General features: G+C 60.1%; 15 protein-coding genes. 4 read left to right on the forward strand and 11 right to left on the reverse strand.

Going from position 1 to position 15,065, the window contains the following annotated elements; genetic code table 11:
- Positions 1-189: 189 nt before the first annotated feature.
- Positions 190-762 carry a carboxymuconolactone decarboxylase family protein gene (locus G3O01_RS07340; protein ID WP_205803873.1) on the reverse strand — a complete coding sequence of 191 codons (573 nt, stop codon included), beginning with the start codon at positions 760-762 and terminating at the stop codon, positions 190-192.
- A 140-nt stretch (positions 763-902) separates the two neighbouring features.
- Complete coding sequence (locus tag G3O01_RS07345; protein ID WP_205804084.1) at positions 903-2,375, reverse strand: MDR family MFS transporter; 1,473 nt, start codon at positions 2,373-2,375, stop codon at positions 903-905.
- Positions 2,376-2,411: 36 nt separating this feature from the next.
- Here G3O01_RS07345 and G3O01_RS45165 point away from each other — a divergent pair, with 36 nt between their 5' ends.
- Positions 2,412-3,113 carry an SDR family NAD(P)-dependent oxidoreductase gene (locus G3O01_RS45165; RefSeq protein WP_241023750.1) on the forward strand — a complete coding sequence of 234 codons (702 nt, stop codon included), beginning with the start codon at positions 2,412-2,414 and terminating at the stop codon, positions 3,111-3,113.
- 384 nt (positions 3,114-3,497) lie between these two features.
- On the opposite strand, the gene G3O01_RS07355 is transcribed toward G3O01_RS45165, so the two are convergent.
- Complete coding sequence (locus G3O01_RS07355; RefSeq protein WP_205803874.1) at positions 3,498-4,409, reverse strand: alpha/beta hydrolase; 912 nt, start codon at positions 4,407-4,409, stop codon at positions 3,498-3,500.
- 25 nt (positions 4,410-4,434) lie between these two features.
- Complete coding sequence (locus G3O01_RS07360) at positions 4,435-5,316, reverse strand: alpha/beta hydrolase (protein ID WP_205804085.1); 882 nt, start codon at positions 5,314-5,316, stop codon at positions 4,435-4,437.
- Positions 5,317-5,430: 114 nt separating this feature from the next.
- Here G3O01_RS07360 and G3O01_RS07365 point away from each other — a divergent pair, with 114 nt between their 5' ends.
- Positions 5,431-5,817 (forward strand): MerR family transcriptional regulator, encoded by a 387-nt coding sequence (locus G3O01_RS07365; protein WP_205803875.1) that lies wholly within the window; start codon positions 5,431-5,433, stop codon positions 5,815-5,817.
- 55 nt (positions 5,818-5,872) lie between these two features.
- On the opposite strand, the gene G3O01_RS07370 is transcribed toward G3O01_RS07365, so the two are convergent.
- Positions 5,873-6,196, reverse strand: coding sequence for a hypothetical protein (locus G3O01_RS07370; RefSeq protein WP_205803876.1), 324 nt, complete (start codon positions 6,194-6,196; stop codon positions 5,873-5,875).
- Between the two features lie 356 nt (positions 6,197-6,552).
- Here G3O01_RS07370 and G3O01_RS07375 point away from each other — a divergent pair, with 356 nt between their 5' ends.
- Complete coding sequence (locus G3O01_RS07375) at positions 6,553-7,017, forward strand: aldo/keto reductase (protein ID WP_205803877.1); 465 nt, start codon at positions 6,553-6,555, stop codon at positions 7,015-7,017.
- Positions 7,018-7,073: 56 nt separating this feature from the next.
- On the opposite strand, the gene G3O01_RS07380 is transcribed toward G3O01_RS07375, so the two are convergent.
- From G3O01_RS07380 to G3O01_RS07395, 4 genes are all read right to left on the reverse strand, one after another.
- Positions 7,074-8,021, reverse strand: a complete 948-nt coding sequence (locus G3O01_RS07380) for a DUF995 domain-containing protein (protein ID WP_205803878.1) — start codon at positions 8,019-8,021, stop codon at positions 7,074-7,076.
- Positions 8,022-8,530: 509 nt separating this feature from the next.
- Positions 8,531-9,847, reverse strand: a complete 1,317-nt coding sequence (locus tag G3O01_RS07385) for an MFS transporter (RefSeq protein ID WP_205803879.1) — start codon at positions 9,845-9,847, stop codon at positions 8,531-8,533.
- 99 nt (positions 9,848-9,946) lie between these two features.
- Entirely contained in the window at positions 9,947-10,867 is a 921-nt protein-coding gene (locus tag G3O01_RS07390) for an aldolase/citrate lyase family protein (protein ID WP_205803880.1), read from the reverse strand.
- Positions 10,868-10,912: 45 nt separating this feature from the next.
- Positions 10,913-12,142 carry a Zn-dependent hydrolase gene (locus tag G3O01_RS07395; RefSeq protein ID WP_205804086.1) on the reverse strand — a complete coding sequence of 410 codons (1,230 nt, stop codon included), beginning with the start codon at positions 12,140-12,142 and terminating at the stop codon, positions 10,913-10,915.
- A 153-nt stretch (positions 12,143-12,295) separates the two neighbouring features.
- On the opposite strand from G3O01_RS07395, the gene G3O01_RS07400 reads away from it, so the two are divergent.
- A complete protein-coding gene (locus G3O01_RS07400) occupies positions 12,296-13,237 on the forward strand; it encodes a LysR family transcriptional regulator (protein WP_205803881.1) in 942 nt (313 codons plus the stop codon).
- Position 13,238: 1 nt separating this feature from the next.
- Here the strand turns inward: G3O01_RS07400 and G3O01_RS07405 are convergent, their stop codons facing one another.
- The gene (locus G3O01_RS07405) at positions 13,239-14,165 is read right to left on the reverse strand and encodes a glyoxylate/hydroxypyruvate reductase A (protein WP_241023751.1); all 927 of its coding nucleotides are present in this window, start codon (positions 14,163-14,165) and stop codon (positions 13,239-13,241) included.
- Between the two features lie 57 nt (positions 14,166-14,222).
- The gene (locus G3O01_RS07410; protein WP_205803882.1) at positions 14,223-15,026 is read right to left on the reverse strand and encodes a class II aldolase/adducin family protein; all 804 of its coding nucleotides are present in this window, start codon (positions 15,024-15,026) and stop codon (positions 14,223-14,225) included.
- Positions 15,027-15,065: the final 39 nt, after the last annotated feature.

Below are 15,065 nucleotides of genomic sequence, written 5' to 3' on the forward strand. Positions count from 1 at the left end.
CTGGCTACCATCTAAGTCGATACGCGACGAATGGCGGCTGTGCTCGGAAAGGCATTGCACGGGTCGTAGCATAGCAATCGACAGGTTTGGTGTGTTTGCTACGACCCGGATCTAACCTGGAACAGTCACTCGCGCGCGATCTGGATGTCTCCTCCTTCCGCCTGGACAGCGCGGACCCGGATGGATCCGTCATCCGCGGGTGCTTTCGTTGCTTTCGGCCACCAGTTGGGTTGGCAGCGGGAAATCGATTACGGTGTCGTTGATGCGATTCACCAGGTTTCCAAACGTGATGGAAGCGATTGCCAGAGTCACGCCGATCACCTGATGTTCGCTGTAGCCAGCCGCACGAAACGCATCCAGTTCCGCGGCGGGAAGCGTACCCCGGGTTTCGACAAGAACCCGAACGAAACGTACCAGCGCATCGCGCCTTGCGTCATCAGTGCGCTTTCCTGCGCGGACCAGCGTCATTACCTCCTGAGACAGGCCCGCGAATTTGCCTTTCAACGCGTGAGCCGCCACACAGTAATCGCAGCCCGAAACCTCGCTGACGACCAGCTTAAGCGTTTCGATATCAGCGTCCGACAGTTCGCTTCGGGTGACTGCCATGTCAATTGCGAATATGGCCTGCAGTCCATCAGGGCTGTGAGTGCCGATCGTCGCAAATGCATTGGGAACTTTGCCCACGTTTTTCTTGATCTTCGCGAAGACTTCCGCGGTTGCGCCAGTCGCGTTTTCAAGGGTGGCGGTAGTAAGACGGGTCATGTTATTTCCTTTGATGTTTCTGTTTAACAGCTATAAATCGCGTAGTGCCCGGGCGACTACAACGAAGAACTTGAATCGTTGCATTAGATGTGCAGCTGGTTGCTGGCGCTCTACATATGAGTGGAACAGTGAAACCATTTTCAATGCTGAGACGCTTCGCGGTTTCTGGCAGCAGCAACGGCGGGCACGAGAATCGCGAAAACGACGATCGCCAGAGCGACGATAAACAGTCCGACAAACGTCAGATGAACGGACTGATGCAACGCCAGACGAATCGCGGCAAAGCTGTCCGTACTGCCGGGGACTGACTCGATCACCTTGCGCAGTTGATCGGAGGTGACGACGCCGAGCGTCTTCGAATGAGCCAGTCCGTAGTTGAGCAAGGCGCCGAAGACGGTCGCACCGAGTGTGCTTCCGAGGTTGCGTGAGAACAGGTTTGAGGCGGTAGCGCTGCCACGTTGCGACTTGTCGACCTGCTCCTGGATAAGGACGAGAGAAGTGACGCTAAGTGCGCCCATTCCGAAGCCCATGACCAGCGATCCGATAGCGGCCAGAAGCGGGGCGCTATGAGGTGTCAACGAAACGAAGACCATCGCGCCAATCGGGATCACGGCGCTTCCACCGATGAGCAGCTTGCGCAGATCGAACCGGTGAAAGGAGCGGGCGGAAAGCGTGGCGCCTAGCGGCCAGCCCACCATGACCATGGTTAGCGCAAAGCCTGCGACCACCGGCGTGCGATGCAGCACACCCTGAACATACATCGGCAGGAAAGTGGTCAGTCCCATCAAGGCCATGCCGGAGAAAACCGTCGCGAGGTTGGTCATCGCAATGGGCCGATGTCCCCACAGGCTAAACGAAATCATCGGGTCGGGGCTTCGCAATTCCTGCCAGACAAACAGCGCTGCGCTTGCAACGAACACGCCGCCGCTGAGTATCGCGTGCGTATAGTCCGCTGTACTCAGGCTCGTCAGGCCGATCATGAACGCTGCGATGGCGACAGTGAAGAGAACCGCACCGCCGATATCGATCGACGGCCGGGCATCTCTTTCCTTTTCATGCAGGAACAGGACAAACCCTGCGGCTGAAATCAATCCGATGGGGATGTTGATCCAGAAGATCCATGCCCACGAAAAGTCACGGACAATGAATCCGCCGATCATCGGCCCAAGGACCGCCGCCGTCGCCCACACGCTGGCCAGATACCCTTGAACCTTTCCACGCTCTTTCGCCGGATAGAGGTCGCCGACGATGGTCAGCGTGACCGGTTGTATAGAACCGGCGCCGATGCCCTGAATGAGTCTGAAGACGATCATCGCCGGCATCGACCAGGCGAAGCCGGCCAGCACCGATCCGATCAGAAAAATGGCAATGCCGGTGAGCATGATGCGCTTGCGGCCAAAGATGTCCGCGAGCTTGCCGAAGACTACCGTCATGGCGGTCTGCGTCAGCAAAAACGACGAGAAAACCCAGCTATACAGGTGCAGTCCGCCGAGTTTCGTCACGATCTGCGGCATCGCGGTCGAGACGATTGTCGCTTCGATGGCGACCATCGCCAGCGAGGCCATCACGGCTGCGATGACAAGTGGCCTGGATGTCTCCGATCTTGAAGACAGGTTGGCTAGCATTGTGTTCATGGTATTCCTGCTGAAATGGCGACGGTTCAGGACAAGAATCCACGCGTCACCGAAATCGATAGACTCGGCAAGCCGTCTATCCCAAACAAGCGGGAACACCGGATAGCCTGGGTTCAACTGTACGGCCACGCTCTCCGCTTTTCACTGCCCGAAAGAGTCGAAAATCTGCTCAGGCGGCTCAAACGGATGTCTCCCTCATTGCCCGACATGGGGGACTATCTACGCGGAGTGGCTGAAAGCCGGTTGCGCGCACCGCCTGGTGTGTTTGAGAGCGGCCTGGCCACGGGATACTTGTCGTCGAGCGTGAAAAGCGCGCGTTCATCACTGACCGGATCGGGGACTCTTTTTGCCGTTGAAGCGTCCCCGGCTGAGGTCACCCTGCTTGCGACCGTGCGCGAAGTCTTCGAGACCAACACGTTCGGCACGATCGCGATGACGCGGGCGGTGATACCGCAGTTTCGTGAGCGTAAGGCTGGCGTCGTCATCAACGTCACGTCGAGCGTGACGTTGAAAGCGGTACCTATTATTGCCGCTTATCGCGCTAGCAAGGCCGCGGTTGGTGCGTTCACCGAGTCAATGGCAATGGAACTCGAGCAGTTTGGCGTGCGTGCTTGCCTGGTACTTCCGGGGCGCGCACCCGAGACTCCCGGCTCCATGACACCCGCCGGCACAACTGTTGTCCCGGTTGTAGGTAAGCAGCATCTGGCGAACGCCTAAATTCGCAAATAGCTCGACCATAGCGGGATCTTCGAGCAGCATATTTGAACCTTCGAGGTCGAACGAAACCGCGAGCTTTCGATGTTCACGCGCATGGTAAATATCGTCCATGGTGCCGACCAGCACGAAGTCTTCCGCGTGCTGAGTCAGCCAGTGTCTAAAGCCCGCGATCACCCGTACTACGGTATCGAAAGGCGTCATGTCCATGCCCACATTGACCGACACATGGTGGAATCCGGCGTCCCGATAACGCTTCAGACTCGACATGTCCTGCCCTGGAATCAACGGAAGACAGGCATGTGCCTCCCACTGAATCAACTGCGTGTTACTGGATTCTGATTGCCTCATGTTCATCTCTTCCAAAGCCTCCGATCTCCTGGCTGACTAGAACTTGTCGCTTAAAAATTCACCGAGGGCCGACAACACTTCGTTCGGCGCATCCTCGGGTAACAGATGACCTCCCGGCAACCCCGCGCCCGTAACATTCGTCGCCCAACGGGACCACGTATCGATGGGTGAGGTGTTTCTCGCCTTCTGTTCCTGCTCGCTCCAAAGCACCAGAACCGGACAGGCGAGCTTTCGACCCGCCGCAAGGTCGCTAGCGTCGTGTTCGTGATCTTCTGCTGCAGCGGCGCGGTAGTCTTCGCACATCGCGTGACGCACTTCCGGATTCCGAAAGGCGGTGCGATAAGCGTCGAGTGCCGTAGGATCGATGCGCGCGAGCCCGCCTGCCATCTTCGTCAGCGCTGCGTCGAGGTAAGCGTCTGGATCGGACGCCAGCATCCGTTCCGGAAGGTCGGCGGGCTGCGCCAGGAAAAACCAGTGCCAGGCGTTTAGCGCAAAGGTCTTGTCGACACCCGCGAACGCGTCGAGGGTAGGGATAACGGTCAGCGATGCATAGGCGGCGACCCGCTGAGGGTGGTCCAGTGCAAGCCGGTATCCGGCGCGCGCCCCCCGATCATGTCCGACCACCGCGTACCGGTCATGCCCGAGCCGGTCCATCAACGCAACGAGCGCACCGGCGACGCGACGCTTGGTCCAGCGCGGCTTATCGTTGCGGGTCCGGCTGTCGCCATATCCCGGCAAGTCCGGGACGATGACGGTGTAGTGCTTCGCAAGCTCGGGCGCAATCAATCGCCACGCAACGTGAGTCTGCGGATAGCCGTGCAACAGCAAAACCGGCAATCCCGTGCCACCGACTCTGCCATGAAACGAGACATCTTCCGTTTCGATATCGAGCGTGGCGAAACCGGGGAAGAAGTCATTCGTAGCAGTTCGCGCGGTGTCGGTCGTCATGATTTTCTCCTTGTGGAACGTGACGTCATTGTCCGGATACCGATCTGACGAACTCCGCCAGATCGTGGTTGAACCGGTCCGGCTCTTCGATGAACGGCGCGTGTCCCGAACCGGCGTACACCTTGCTGGTGATACGTGGATTCAGTTCGGCCGCGCGGGCCAGCGTCGCGTTTGTATCAACCAGTGCATCGTGGCCGCCGTAGATGAACAGCAATGGCACGCGCGCCTTGCTGATCCCATCAGCGGCAAACACCGTCATGGTCGGGATTTCCTTCTGCATGTCCCACGACGCCATCGCGGCGTTGGCGAGCAGCCGGTTAAAGGTGTCGGCATCCGGACGATGATTGAAGCACAATCCGACGAACGTACGTGCCCCGTCGAGATGTGTCTTCAGATCCGGAGAGTTCATGTTCTGATAGACCTCGGGGTGATCCACGATCTGTCCGGGCGCAAGCTCAACCACGCCATCGACGTACACGGCGCCGGCAATGTCGCGATCGCCGTAGGTTGCCAGGTAGTTGGATATGACCACGCTGCCGAGCGACCAACCCACTACAACGGGTTTGTTCGCATGCGAGCCCTTGATGACGGCGGCGAGGTCGTCGGCCCATTTCCGTCCGTCGTGATACGGTTGCGCACCGGATGGCTTATCCGTAAGGCCGTGACCGCGCAGATCGTAAGTAATGAGCCGGTATTGGCGCAATTGGGGGCTCTGCACCTGTGCGTCCCAGTTCAGGCGACTGCCGAGCAGGCCGTGAACCAGAATGATGGCCGGCCCGTTGGGGTTGCCGCTTTCCTGAACGGCAATTTTTACGCCATCGTTCGATGTCACGCTATAGCTGGTCGAGGCAGCGACTGCATCCGGTGCCGCTGCAAAAAGCGTTGCCGCCGAAAGTGCGCCGGTCATGAAAAAAGTGAGCATGCGGGTGGACACAGAATGATCCTCAAGAGTGAACAGTGCATGCAGTCTCAACCCTCACGTCAATGTGAGGGTCAAGCGAAATGTGCTAACCTGATTTTCATGAACGGGACGCCCTCGCAAAAGCTGCTGACGATCGGAGAACTGTCGCAACGCACCGGTACAAGCGTGCGATCGATCCGGCATTACGACGAACATGGTTTGCTCGCGTCGGCGCGCGCAAGCAATGGCTACCGCATGTTTCCCGAGAAGGCCGTCACACAGGTCAGGCAGATCCAGCGCATGATCGCGACCGGTTTCACCATCGACGACATTCGCAGCTTTCCGGATTGCATGCTTCTCATCGAAGGCGCGCGCTCGTGCGACCAGATCACCGACGTCCAGCGGCAACGCCTTGAAGCAATCGATCGTCAGATGGCGGATCTCGAACGGCGCCGCGCGAGGCTCATCAAGACCTTGACGGAAGGTACGTTTCCGCCAATCGACTGATGTGAAGCTGTTCGGCTCGCTGAGAAGTTGCATTTCAGAACTCGAAGAGCGCGCCTTAAACAGGTACATTCGACGCGGATTTTTTCTTGCGAAGTTCTGCCCGCAGCCAGCTGTATTCCTGTTTTCCGACCGGCGCGGCATCGCGTTTGCCTAGCGCACTGACCGGTAGCCGGAACGTCTCGCGAGCGGTCCATGCGCCCAATGCGCCGATTGCGCCGATTGCCAGCGTGATCGTTCCGACAATCAGCGGAATGTGCTGGGTTCCGGGCGGCACTGCGACTGCAATGCACGCGGGCAGAACTGCGGTGATGGCCGTGCCGGCGTTCTGGCCGATAGCCATTGCCGTGACGCGGGTGCGTGTCGGAAACAACTCCGGCATGAAGCTCGTCTAGACCGCGTTAAAGCATTGATAGACCACGCCCCGCATCACGATTGCAACGGCAATTGCCAACGTCGCATTGTGCAGACTGATTGCATACAGATACACATACGAGAGTAGTCCCGACGCGAGCGCGCCGAATATGATGAGCGGGCGGCGATCGCGATGCGTGCTCGCTGCGAAACTCCATAACAAATTGGTAAGGAAAATAGGTAGGAAACCTGATCGTATGACTGAGCGAATCAACAAATCTGACAGGGCTTTTAAGTTTCCATCGGTCGGAGTCGGAGCGGGCAGCCTCGCGAACGCAGGAGGCGAGCAGGCATTCTTCGGAATGGTTCGTGCCGCGTGGGGGAGTGGCGTTCTCGGAGGCGTATCTGGACGGCGAAAGCGAGCAGCGGTTTGGCACAGCGCTGGCGGAATTTCCTCGAGAAGAACTGTTCCTGTCGACAAAGCTCGGCGGATATTTGCGCCAGCCCGGCGCAAGCGCAATGCCAGGCGGGGGCGACTATATTCTGGACTACACGTACGATACGGCGCTCAGATCGATTGAACGCAGTCTGGCACGGCGCAAGGTCGATCGGCTCGATGCTGTCTATATCCATGATCGCGATCCTGGCTTTGCGGGAACGGCATATCGCGACGAGCTCGAGTCCGCGGCAGAAGGTGCTTTCGTTGCGTTGCGGCGTTTGAAGGAGGAAAACGTGGTCGGAGCAATCGGTGTTGCCAGTATGGACTGGCGGGCTCAGACCGCCAGATTTGGCACGAAACAGACGATTACCCTTATATCCGTCAGTACAACAAGCAAGCCGCTTCATTGAAAGGAAGTACGCCGGCCAAGGCGCCGCATCCGCTGCGGTTCATCCGGTTTGCTGGACTAGTGGCGAATGGTTAGAGGGCGCCAATCGGTCTGATCCGTTGGCGGGGTCCATTTTTCGTCGACGACGTCCGGGACCGGTTGATACGTGCCTTTTTTGGGTGTTGGCTCCAGAAAGCGGCACCAGTTTTCAGGCTTGTTTTCCCAATCGATCTGGAGGCAAAAGCGGCCGTCATCGGTTACGCTCCACTTGCCGCTTGCGCTGTGGGATTGGACAAAACCACCGCCCGCCCAGTAGACGGTCAGTGTCCCGTTGGGGACGTTGACCCATTCTCGCAGTGCGCCTGCCGTATTTGTTCTCAGTATGGTGGCGCCCGGCATCAACGCTATCAGCTGGTCTCTGGTTAGTGGCAGGGGGCGGCCGCTGGCCGAGTGCGGCGGGTTGCCCTGGGCGATAGGGTTGGCCATTGCTACCGCGCTTGCGTTCACTGATTCACCCGGTTTTACCTGCTGCTGCCCAGCGGGCGCTGGTGCGGCCCCAACAGCGGAAGACACAGGCGCAAGTGGGACAGCAGACGCCGTGGACGTGTCGGCCCCCGATGGCTTTGGTTCGGACGCGGAAGATTGCGCGCCGCGTGCGGTCGTCGAGGCGCCGGCCGAACTGGCAGTTGACGGCGGCCGGTTGCCTGTTGCCCGTTCGACCGACGCGGCAGGTACGGAAGCTGCCTTTGCATTCGGCTTCGTCGCGGGTGCTACGGCATGGCGTTGTTCAGCTTTGCGCTTCTTTTTCGCATCGGCTTCAGCCTGGGCCGCCTGGTCGAGAACGAAATCCACACGCTGGACCAGAGCAGGGACATCGGATGGCGTAACGTGGACGTACCTTGGTGACTGTTGCAACTGAGGCGACCACTGCGCGCGATCCCGTTTCGCAACGACTGTCGAGTCGGCGAAAAGCAGTGTGAGCAGCCCTGATAGCACGCCCGCGCGAATCGGCCAGATCATCGTCATTCGCAGTTGCATCCTCCGCTAGTGGGCGGGGCTGGACAGACAAAATACCCACCAGCAACCTTGTCGGAAAAGTACCGCAGTAGCATGGGGAACTGCAATCGGCAGTTTTCCGGTCTGTATTCGAATCGTATTCGCGAGTTTACACGCGTCATGCTGATACTTCAGTTGAACGAGTCCGTGGCGCCCGTCACCCTGCATGGCAGGATGCAAGACTGTGCCGCGATAAGGTGGCGTCCGGCGCTTTCGCACCATAGACAACTTTTGCCCTTCCCTTGGGAAATTGAATCGTGGTCGAGTACTTATTGCGCACGTTCAGGCGTGAGAGCAGCCGTCTGCACGCTGAATTTTGAAGAGACACTACCGCGCGGCTACACAAGATGGTGGTTCATTATCGATACTCGCCCGCGTCACGCACGCGCGAAGAGACATTGACCCCGAAAAAGCACTGACGGCCGGGTCAATCCTCGCGTGATCACCACGACCACGGCGGCCGAAATCTTCCTCGCTGCTCATGGATTCACAGCTACTGAACTCTCAAGTGATCCAGTCCGAACTAGACGATATCGCCCCATCCCGACAATACCAACGAGTGAAATAGCCGACAGCAGCGAGAAGAACGCGGCGAGCGGCAACCACTCGCCGTTGAATCGCTGTGCGAGCATCGTGCCGAGTAAGGGCGTCGTGCCGCCTGCGATCATCGTACAGAGTTGGTAGGCGATCGAGATACCCGAATAGCGCACACGTGTAGGAAACGCGGGCGTGATGAAACCTGCGATCACCGCATAGATTGCCGACAGCGTCACGACAGCGACCGAGATCCCTACGACGATGGCAACGGGGTTCATGGTTTTGACCAGCAGGAACATCGGGTAAGGCGTGAGCATCGACAGCACGGCTGCAACGGTCAGAAAGCGAGTCTCGCCGAAACGCTGAGCGAGCAGCGCGGAGATCGGCTGCGACAGCAACTGGATGATGGTGACGATGAAAAGGCAATCGAGAATGAACGACTTCGACATGCCGAGATAGGTCGTCACATACGAAATCATGAACGTGTTCGTGAAGAAGAAGCCAGCGGAGCCAATCGTCGTCGCCATCGCGGCGAGAAGTATCGGATACCACGCGGTGCGCAGTACTTCGCCAACGGGGTTCTTCGCTACGGCATTGTTCTTGCGCACGCGCTCGAATTCGGGCGACTCCTTCACGCCCAGGCGAATAACGATACCGATCAGCAGCAGCACGAAGCTCGCCAGAAAGGGCAGACGCCAACCCCACGACACGAAGCTTTCATGATCGAGCGACGTGACGAGCCGGAACGAGATCAGCGACAGAATCAGACCGGCAGGGCTGCCCATCTGTGGAAACGATGCGAAGAACGTTTTGCGCCCTTGCGGTGCGTGTTCGCTCGCCATCAGCACGGCGCCGCCCCATTCGCCACCCACGGCGATCCCCTGCAATATGCGCAATAGAACCAGCAGGATCGGCGCCCAGATGCCGATCGTCGCATAGCCCGGTAGCAGACCAATGCCCGTCGTCGCGATGCCCATCAGGAACATCGTCAGCAGCAACATCTTCTTGCGTCCGATCCTGTCGCCTAGATGGCCGAATACCGCGCCGCTCAACGGTCGCGCGACGAAGCCGACGAAGAAGGTCGCGAACGATGCCATCGTGCTGACGAAGTGATTGCTGCCTGGAAAGAACACCTCACCGAGCACGAGCGCGGCGGCTGTCGCGTACGTGTAGTAATCGTAGAACTCGACGGCAGTGCCGATGAATGCCGCCGTGGCGGCGCGCACGGGTTGATGGGTGCTGGGTGTGAGATTTGACATGGGCGTTCTGTGGCGCTGTCGATTGGGGGCGGCGAGTCAGGTGTCTCTTTATCGGTCGCCGAATTGGATTCGTAAAATTCGGGTTTTTTATCGGGAGCATTAATGGCGCTTATGCTCTCGCAATCGGGATGTCGCGGCGATCTGGCTTGCCGCTTCGTATCGTGCGAGCGTGCTGCGGGCATTGTTGGCCTCGGGCGCATCGATCCAGCCCATCGCTCCCGTGACGCCTGTCGTCTGTTGCGCGCGATGTGCGTCGAGCAGGATCCGCGCGGACTGCGCGTCGGCAGCGGACGGCGTCATCACCTGATGGATCGCATCGACGTGCTCGACGAATACCGCGCACTTCGAGCGAAACCCGAGTTGCGTGGAGCGGTGCAAATCGCCTGCGAGTACGGTTTCGGCGCGATACGTGCAGGGCAGATCGATAGGTTGGCAGCCTGCCGCAAGTGTGTCGAGCAGGAAGCGGCTGCGCGCGTAAAGCAACTCGTCTGCGCCCAGTGTGCGGCGCACGCCGAGACTCGCAGCGAGATCCTCGGAGGCGAGCATGCAGTAACGGATGCGGGGACTGGCTGGCAGCAGGGTGGCGAGACGCGCCAGTCCTTTCGCCGATTCAATGGTCGGCACGATTTCCGTCGCGCCATGATCGATGCCGTTGCGCTGTTCGAGCGCGCCCAGATGCGCGTCGAGTGCCGCGAGTTGCTCGGGCGTTTCGGTATGAGGCAGAAAGATTGCCTGCGGCCGGCCGGACATCACGCCTTCGAGATCAGCGAGGCCATCGTGCTCCAGCCGGTTGATCCGCACTGCGCCGAGCGCACCGCAACTGTTTATCGTATCGAGTAGCGTGACGATCAGCTCACGCGCGTGGGGACGCGCGGGTGGCGCTGTCATTTCCTCGAGGTCAGCGACGATCACGTCGGCGTTGGAACACAATGCAGCCGTGTGGCCAGCAGGATCGGCACCGGGTACGAAGAGCCAGGTGCGCCGTAGGGCAGCGTGCGTGCGTAGCGGGTAAGTCGTCACGACCGTTCCTTTTCGTTTTCAGTGGACATGTGCCAGATGGCGACGCTATGCGCGTCCCGCGCGGGCCAGCATCGCGCGCAGGAGCACGTCCGCGCCGCGCGCGACGTCTTCCGGCAACGCGTCTTCCGCTTCGTTGTGACTCAAACCATCGACGCAGGGAATGAAGATCATCGCGGTCGGGCAATGCTTCGCCAGATGGATCGCGTCGTGACCCGCGCCGCTCACGATGCGCTGGTTCACATATCCCAGTTCGTTCACGGCCTCCTGTACCGCGTCGATGCAAGCGGGGTCGAACGGAGTCGAGGGGCTGACCCAATGCTGCGCAATATCGATCGTCAGACCGCGCCGCGCGGCGACCGCTTCGAAACGTGTCCGTACGGCGGCTTCCATTTCTTCGATTGACGCGTCGCTCGGGTTGCGCAGGTCGACGGTGAACATCAGATCGCCGGCAATCGTGTTGCGCGACGCATTGGCAATCTGCCATTCGCCGATCGTCGCGAGTCCTTGCGGGAAAAAGTCGGCGGATATGGCTTCGAGTTCCGATGCCATATCCGCTGCACCGAAAAGCGCGTCCTTGCGATACTGCATCGGCGTCGTGCCGGCATGCGCGGCGCGGCCCATTACCCGCACGTCCAGCCAGCGGATCGCCTGGCCGCCCGTCACCACGCCAACAGGGACGCCCGCTTCTTCCAGCACGGGGCCTTGTTCGATATGCGCCTCGAAGTAGGCGTCGAAGCGGTCGCCGGGCACCGCGCGTTCGCCCTGATAACCGCTGGTAGCCAACGCATCACTGAGCGCCACGCCATCGGCATCACGCGCCGCGAGCGCGGTTTCGAGCGGCATCACGCCCGTGAATGCGGCCGATCCGAGCATGGCGGGTGTGAAGCGCGCGCCTTCCTCGTTGGTCCAGACGGCGATCTCGATGGGCTTGCGCGTGACGATATCCGCGTCGTTCAGCGTTCGCACGACTTCGAGCGCGGCGAGCACACCGTAGACACCATCGAAGCGTCCGCCTTCGGGCTGTGTATCGAGGTGGCTGCCACTTGCGACGGCGGCTGCGCCCGCTTCGCGGCCTTCACGCCGCGCAAACAGGTTGCCGACGCGGTCGACGGAAAGGGTAAGACCCGCGTCGCGGCACCACGCGGCGAACAGCGCGCGGCCTGCGGCATCCTCGCTCGTCAGCGCGAGACGGCGAACGCCGCCTTTAGCCGTTGCGCCCACTTTCGCCATGTCCATGAGGCTCTGCCACAGCCGGTCTGCATTGATCTTCAGCATCATTCGGTTTCCTGATAGTCGGCGTGCGCTGCGTGTCGCACGCGTGGCCATGTTCGTCACACCGTCTTTATCGAAAATTCAAAATAATTAGTCCAATTTCTAATTGTTATCCTGAGTATAATTTTGGCGAATACTTCGATCATGAGGCTCGCGATGAGCAAAGACCGGCCCGACACCTATCTGAACGACCGTCTCGACTGGAACCTGCTGCGGACGTTTCTGGCTATCGCACGCGAGAAGAGCGTGAGCCGTGCGGCGACGCGCCTGCATCTGACGCAGCCCGCCGTGAGTCAGGCGCTGCGGCGGCTCGAAGAGCAACTCGGGATGCGTCTGGTCGATCGTCACGGGCCGCGTATCGAGGTCACGCAGGCGGGTGTCGAAGTGCAGAAAATTGCCGAGGATATTTACGGTACGGTTTCGCGCCTGTCGCTCGCGGATGTCGATCGAGACCACGATATTTCCGGCACGGTGCGTATCGCGGTGGTGAGCGGCATTGACTTCCCCGCCTACGACGACTTCCTCGCCGAGTTCCATCGGATTTATCCGCGCATCGAATTCGAGAGCCTCGTGATGCGCAGTGCCGATGTCGTCAACAGCCTTCAGCAGAAAGCGTCGACACTTGGGCTGACGCCACGGCGCGCGTTGCCGAAGCGCATCGAAGGGCGCGTGTTCCTGCGTCAGCGGTACGCGTTGTTTTGCGGCAGACATCACGCGCTGTTCGGCCGCGACGACCTGAGCGTTGCCGATCTCGCTGGCCAGCAGTTCGTGTCCTTCACGGGCGACAAGGTCGGCGATCATATGTCGCCGCTCACGATCTTTCGAGACGAGATGGGCTTCACGGGTCGCGTGATCGCATCGTCGTCGAGCATGGCCGAAGTGAAACGCTTTATCTTCTCGGGGCTGGGCATCGGTTGTCTGCCCGAGCACATCGTGAGCAGCGACATCGAGCAGGGCCGCTTTCAGCGGCTGCCGCCCGATGATGGCGTGGCTGACGTCGACGTCTATTTCCTCTGGTCGCAGGACCGCAAGCTCAGTGCGGCGGAAGCGGCCTTCGTGGAGGCGCTGAACAGATTCATCGACGCCCGGGAAGCGTGATTCAGTATCCACGCGTGATGTCGACCACGTTCTGAAGCGGTTCGCCGTCGAGCAGCCGCTGGACGTTCTGCGCAACCTGCAAGCCGATCGTTTCCGAACTTGCGACAGAAGCCATGTGTGGCGTGACGATCAGATTGGGTGTGTTCCATAGCGGATCGTCAGCGGGCAAGGGTTCGGCGGGAAAGACATCGACGATCGCACCGCCCAGCCGACGGCTGGTGAGTGCTTCGACGAGATCCGGCACGACGAGATGTTCGCCGCGACCGACATGAATCAGCTTCGCGCCGTGCGGCAGATGCCCGAACGTATCCGCGCACAGGATGTTGCGCGTTTCGCTCGTAAGGGGAAGCAGGCAGACCAGAATGTCCGTGCCGGCGAGAAACGGATGCAAGCCGGCATCGCTCTCGAAGATATCGACGCCAGCCAGGCTGCGCGGCTGACGCGCCCAGCCTCTGACAGAAAAGCCAAGCCGATGCAGGTCGAGCGCAACGCGGCTGCCGATTTCACCCAGCCCCATGATGCCGACCGTGCATTGCGATGGATGCGTCTGGTCGGGCCGAAACCAGTGTGAACGCCGCTGGTTCGACATCACCCGATCGAGCTGGCGATAAAAATGCAGCACGCCCCACGTGACGAATTCGCTCATACCGCGCGCATGCTGCGGATCGACGACGCGGCACAGCGGCAGCGAGGGCAGCGCCGGGTCCGACAGAATGTTGTCGACGCCGGCAGCGATGCTATGAATGAGGCGCAGGTTCTTCATGTTCGCGAGCACGCCGCGCGGCGGGTCCCAGCACGCGGCAATTTCTGCGTGTGCGGCGCGTGGTTCGCCGTGCATGACGACATCGAGTTCAGGCGCGGCACGCTTGATCGAGGCCACGAGATGCGACATGTCGTAGCTTTGGCTCAGAAGGGCAATGGTGGTCATATTCAGGTAACGCTGCGCGGGCTCCGGCAGCAGGCATGAGAACAGGAAGTCGGGCCTTCAGCTTCGATAGTCGTTGTGCGGATCGTCGATCAGACGCAACGCGGCGCGCCAGGCTGTTTCGGTGATTTCAGCGGACTCGTCGCGCATGAACTGGCCGGCAGTGCGCTCGCAGACATCGGCAGGCGGGATGGTGAGTTTCGCTCCTCCCGACATGGCCTGGATTTGCGCCTGACACGCCCGCTCCAGAAAGTAGATTTCGTGGAAGGCTTCGGCAGCAGTTGCACCACCCGCGATGAGCCCGTGATTTCGCAGGATCATCGCCTTATGTCTGCCGAGATCGCGCACGAGGCGCTCACGTTCGCCAAGATCGAGCGCGATGCCTTCATAGGCGTGATAGCCGAGCTTTCCGTAGAACTTCAGCGCATGCTGGCTGATGGGCAACAGACCGTCAGCCTGCGCCGATACGGCGATGCCCGCTGCCGTATGTGTGTGGACCACGAAATGCAGATCGTCACGCGCCATGTGGATTGCCGAATGGATCGTGAAGCCCGCGGCATTCACGCGGAAGCGCGCGGGGTCGCGCTTTGCGCGTTCATCGATCACGTTGCCGAGGTGGTCGATTTTCACGAGATCGGACGCGCGCATTTCATGAAAGAGCAGTCCGTAGCGGTTGATCAGGAAGGTCGGGGCGTCGCCTGGGTCGCCGGGCAGACGCGCGGAAATGTGCGTGTCGATCATGTCCGTCATGCGGAAATGCGCGACGAGACGATAGAGCGCAGCAAGCTCCGCGCGTACCGCCCACTCTTCATTGGAGAAATCGTGGCCGCTTTTCAGGCTCTGGACGTTGTCGAAAGATCGCATTGAAGTGTCTCCGTGGACTTGCGATGAAAGCGGGCTAGT

The sequence above is a fragment of the Burkholderia sp. Ac-20365 genome, from assembly GCF_017104715.1.
GTDB lineage: Bacteria > Pseudomonadota > Gammaproteobacteria > Burkholderiales > Burkholderiaceae > Paraburkholderia.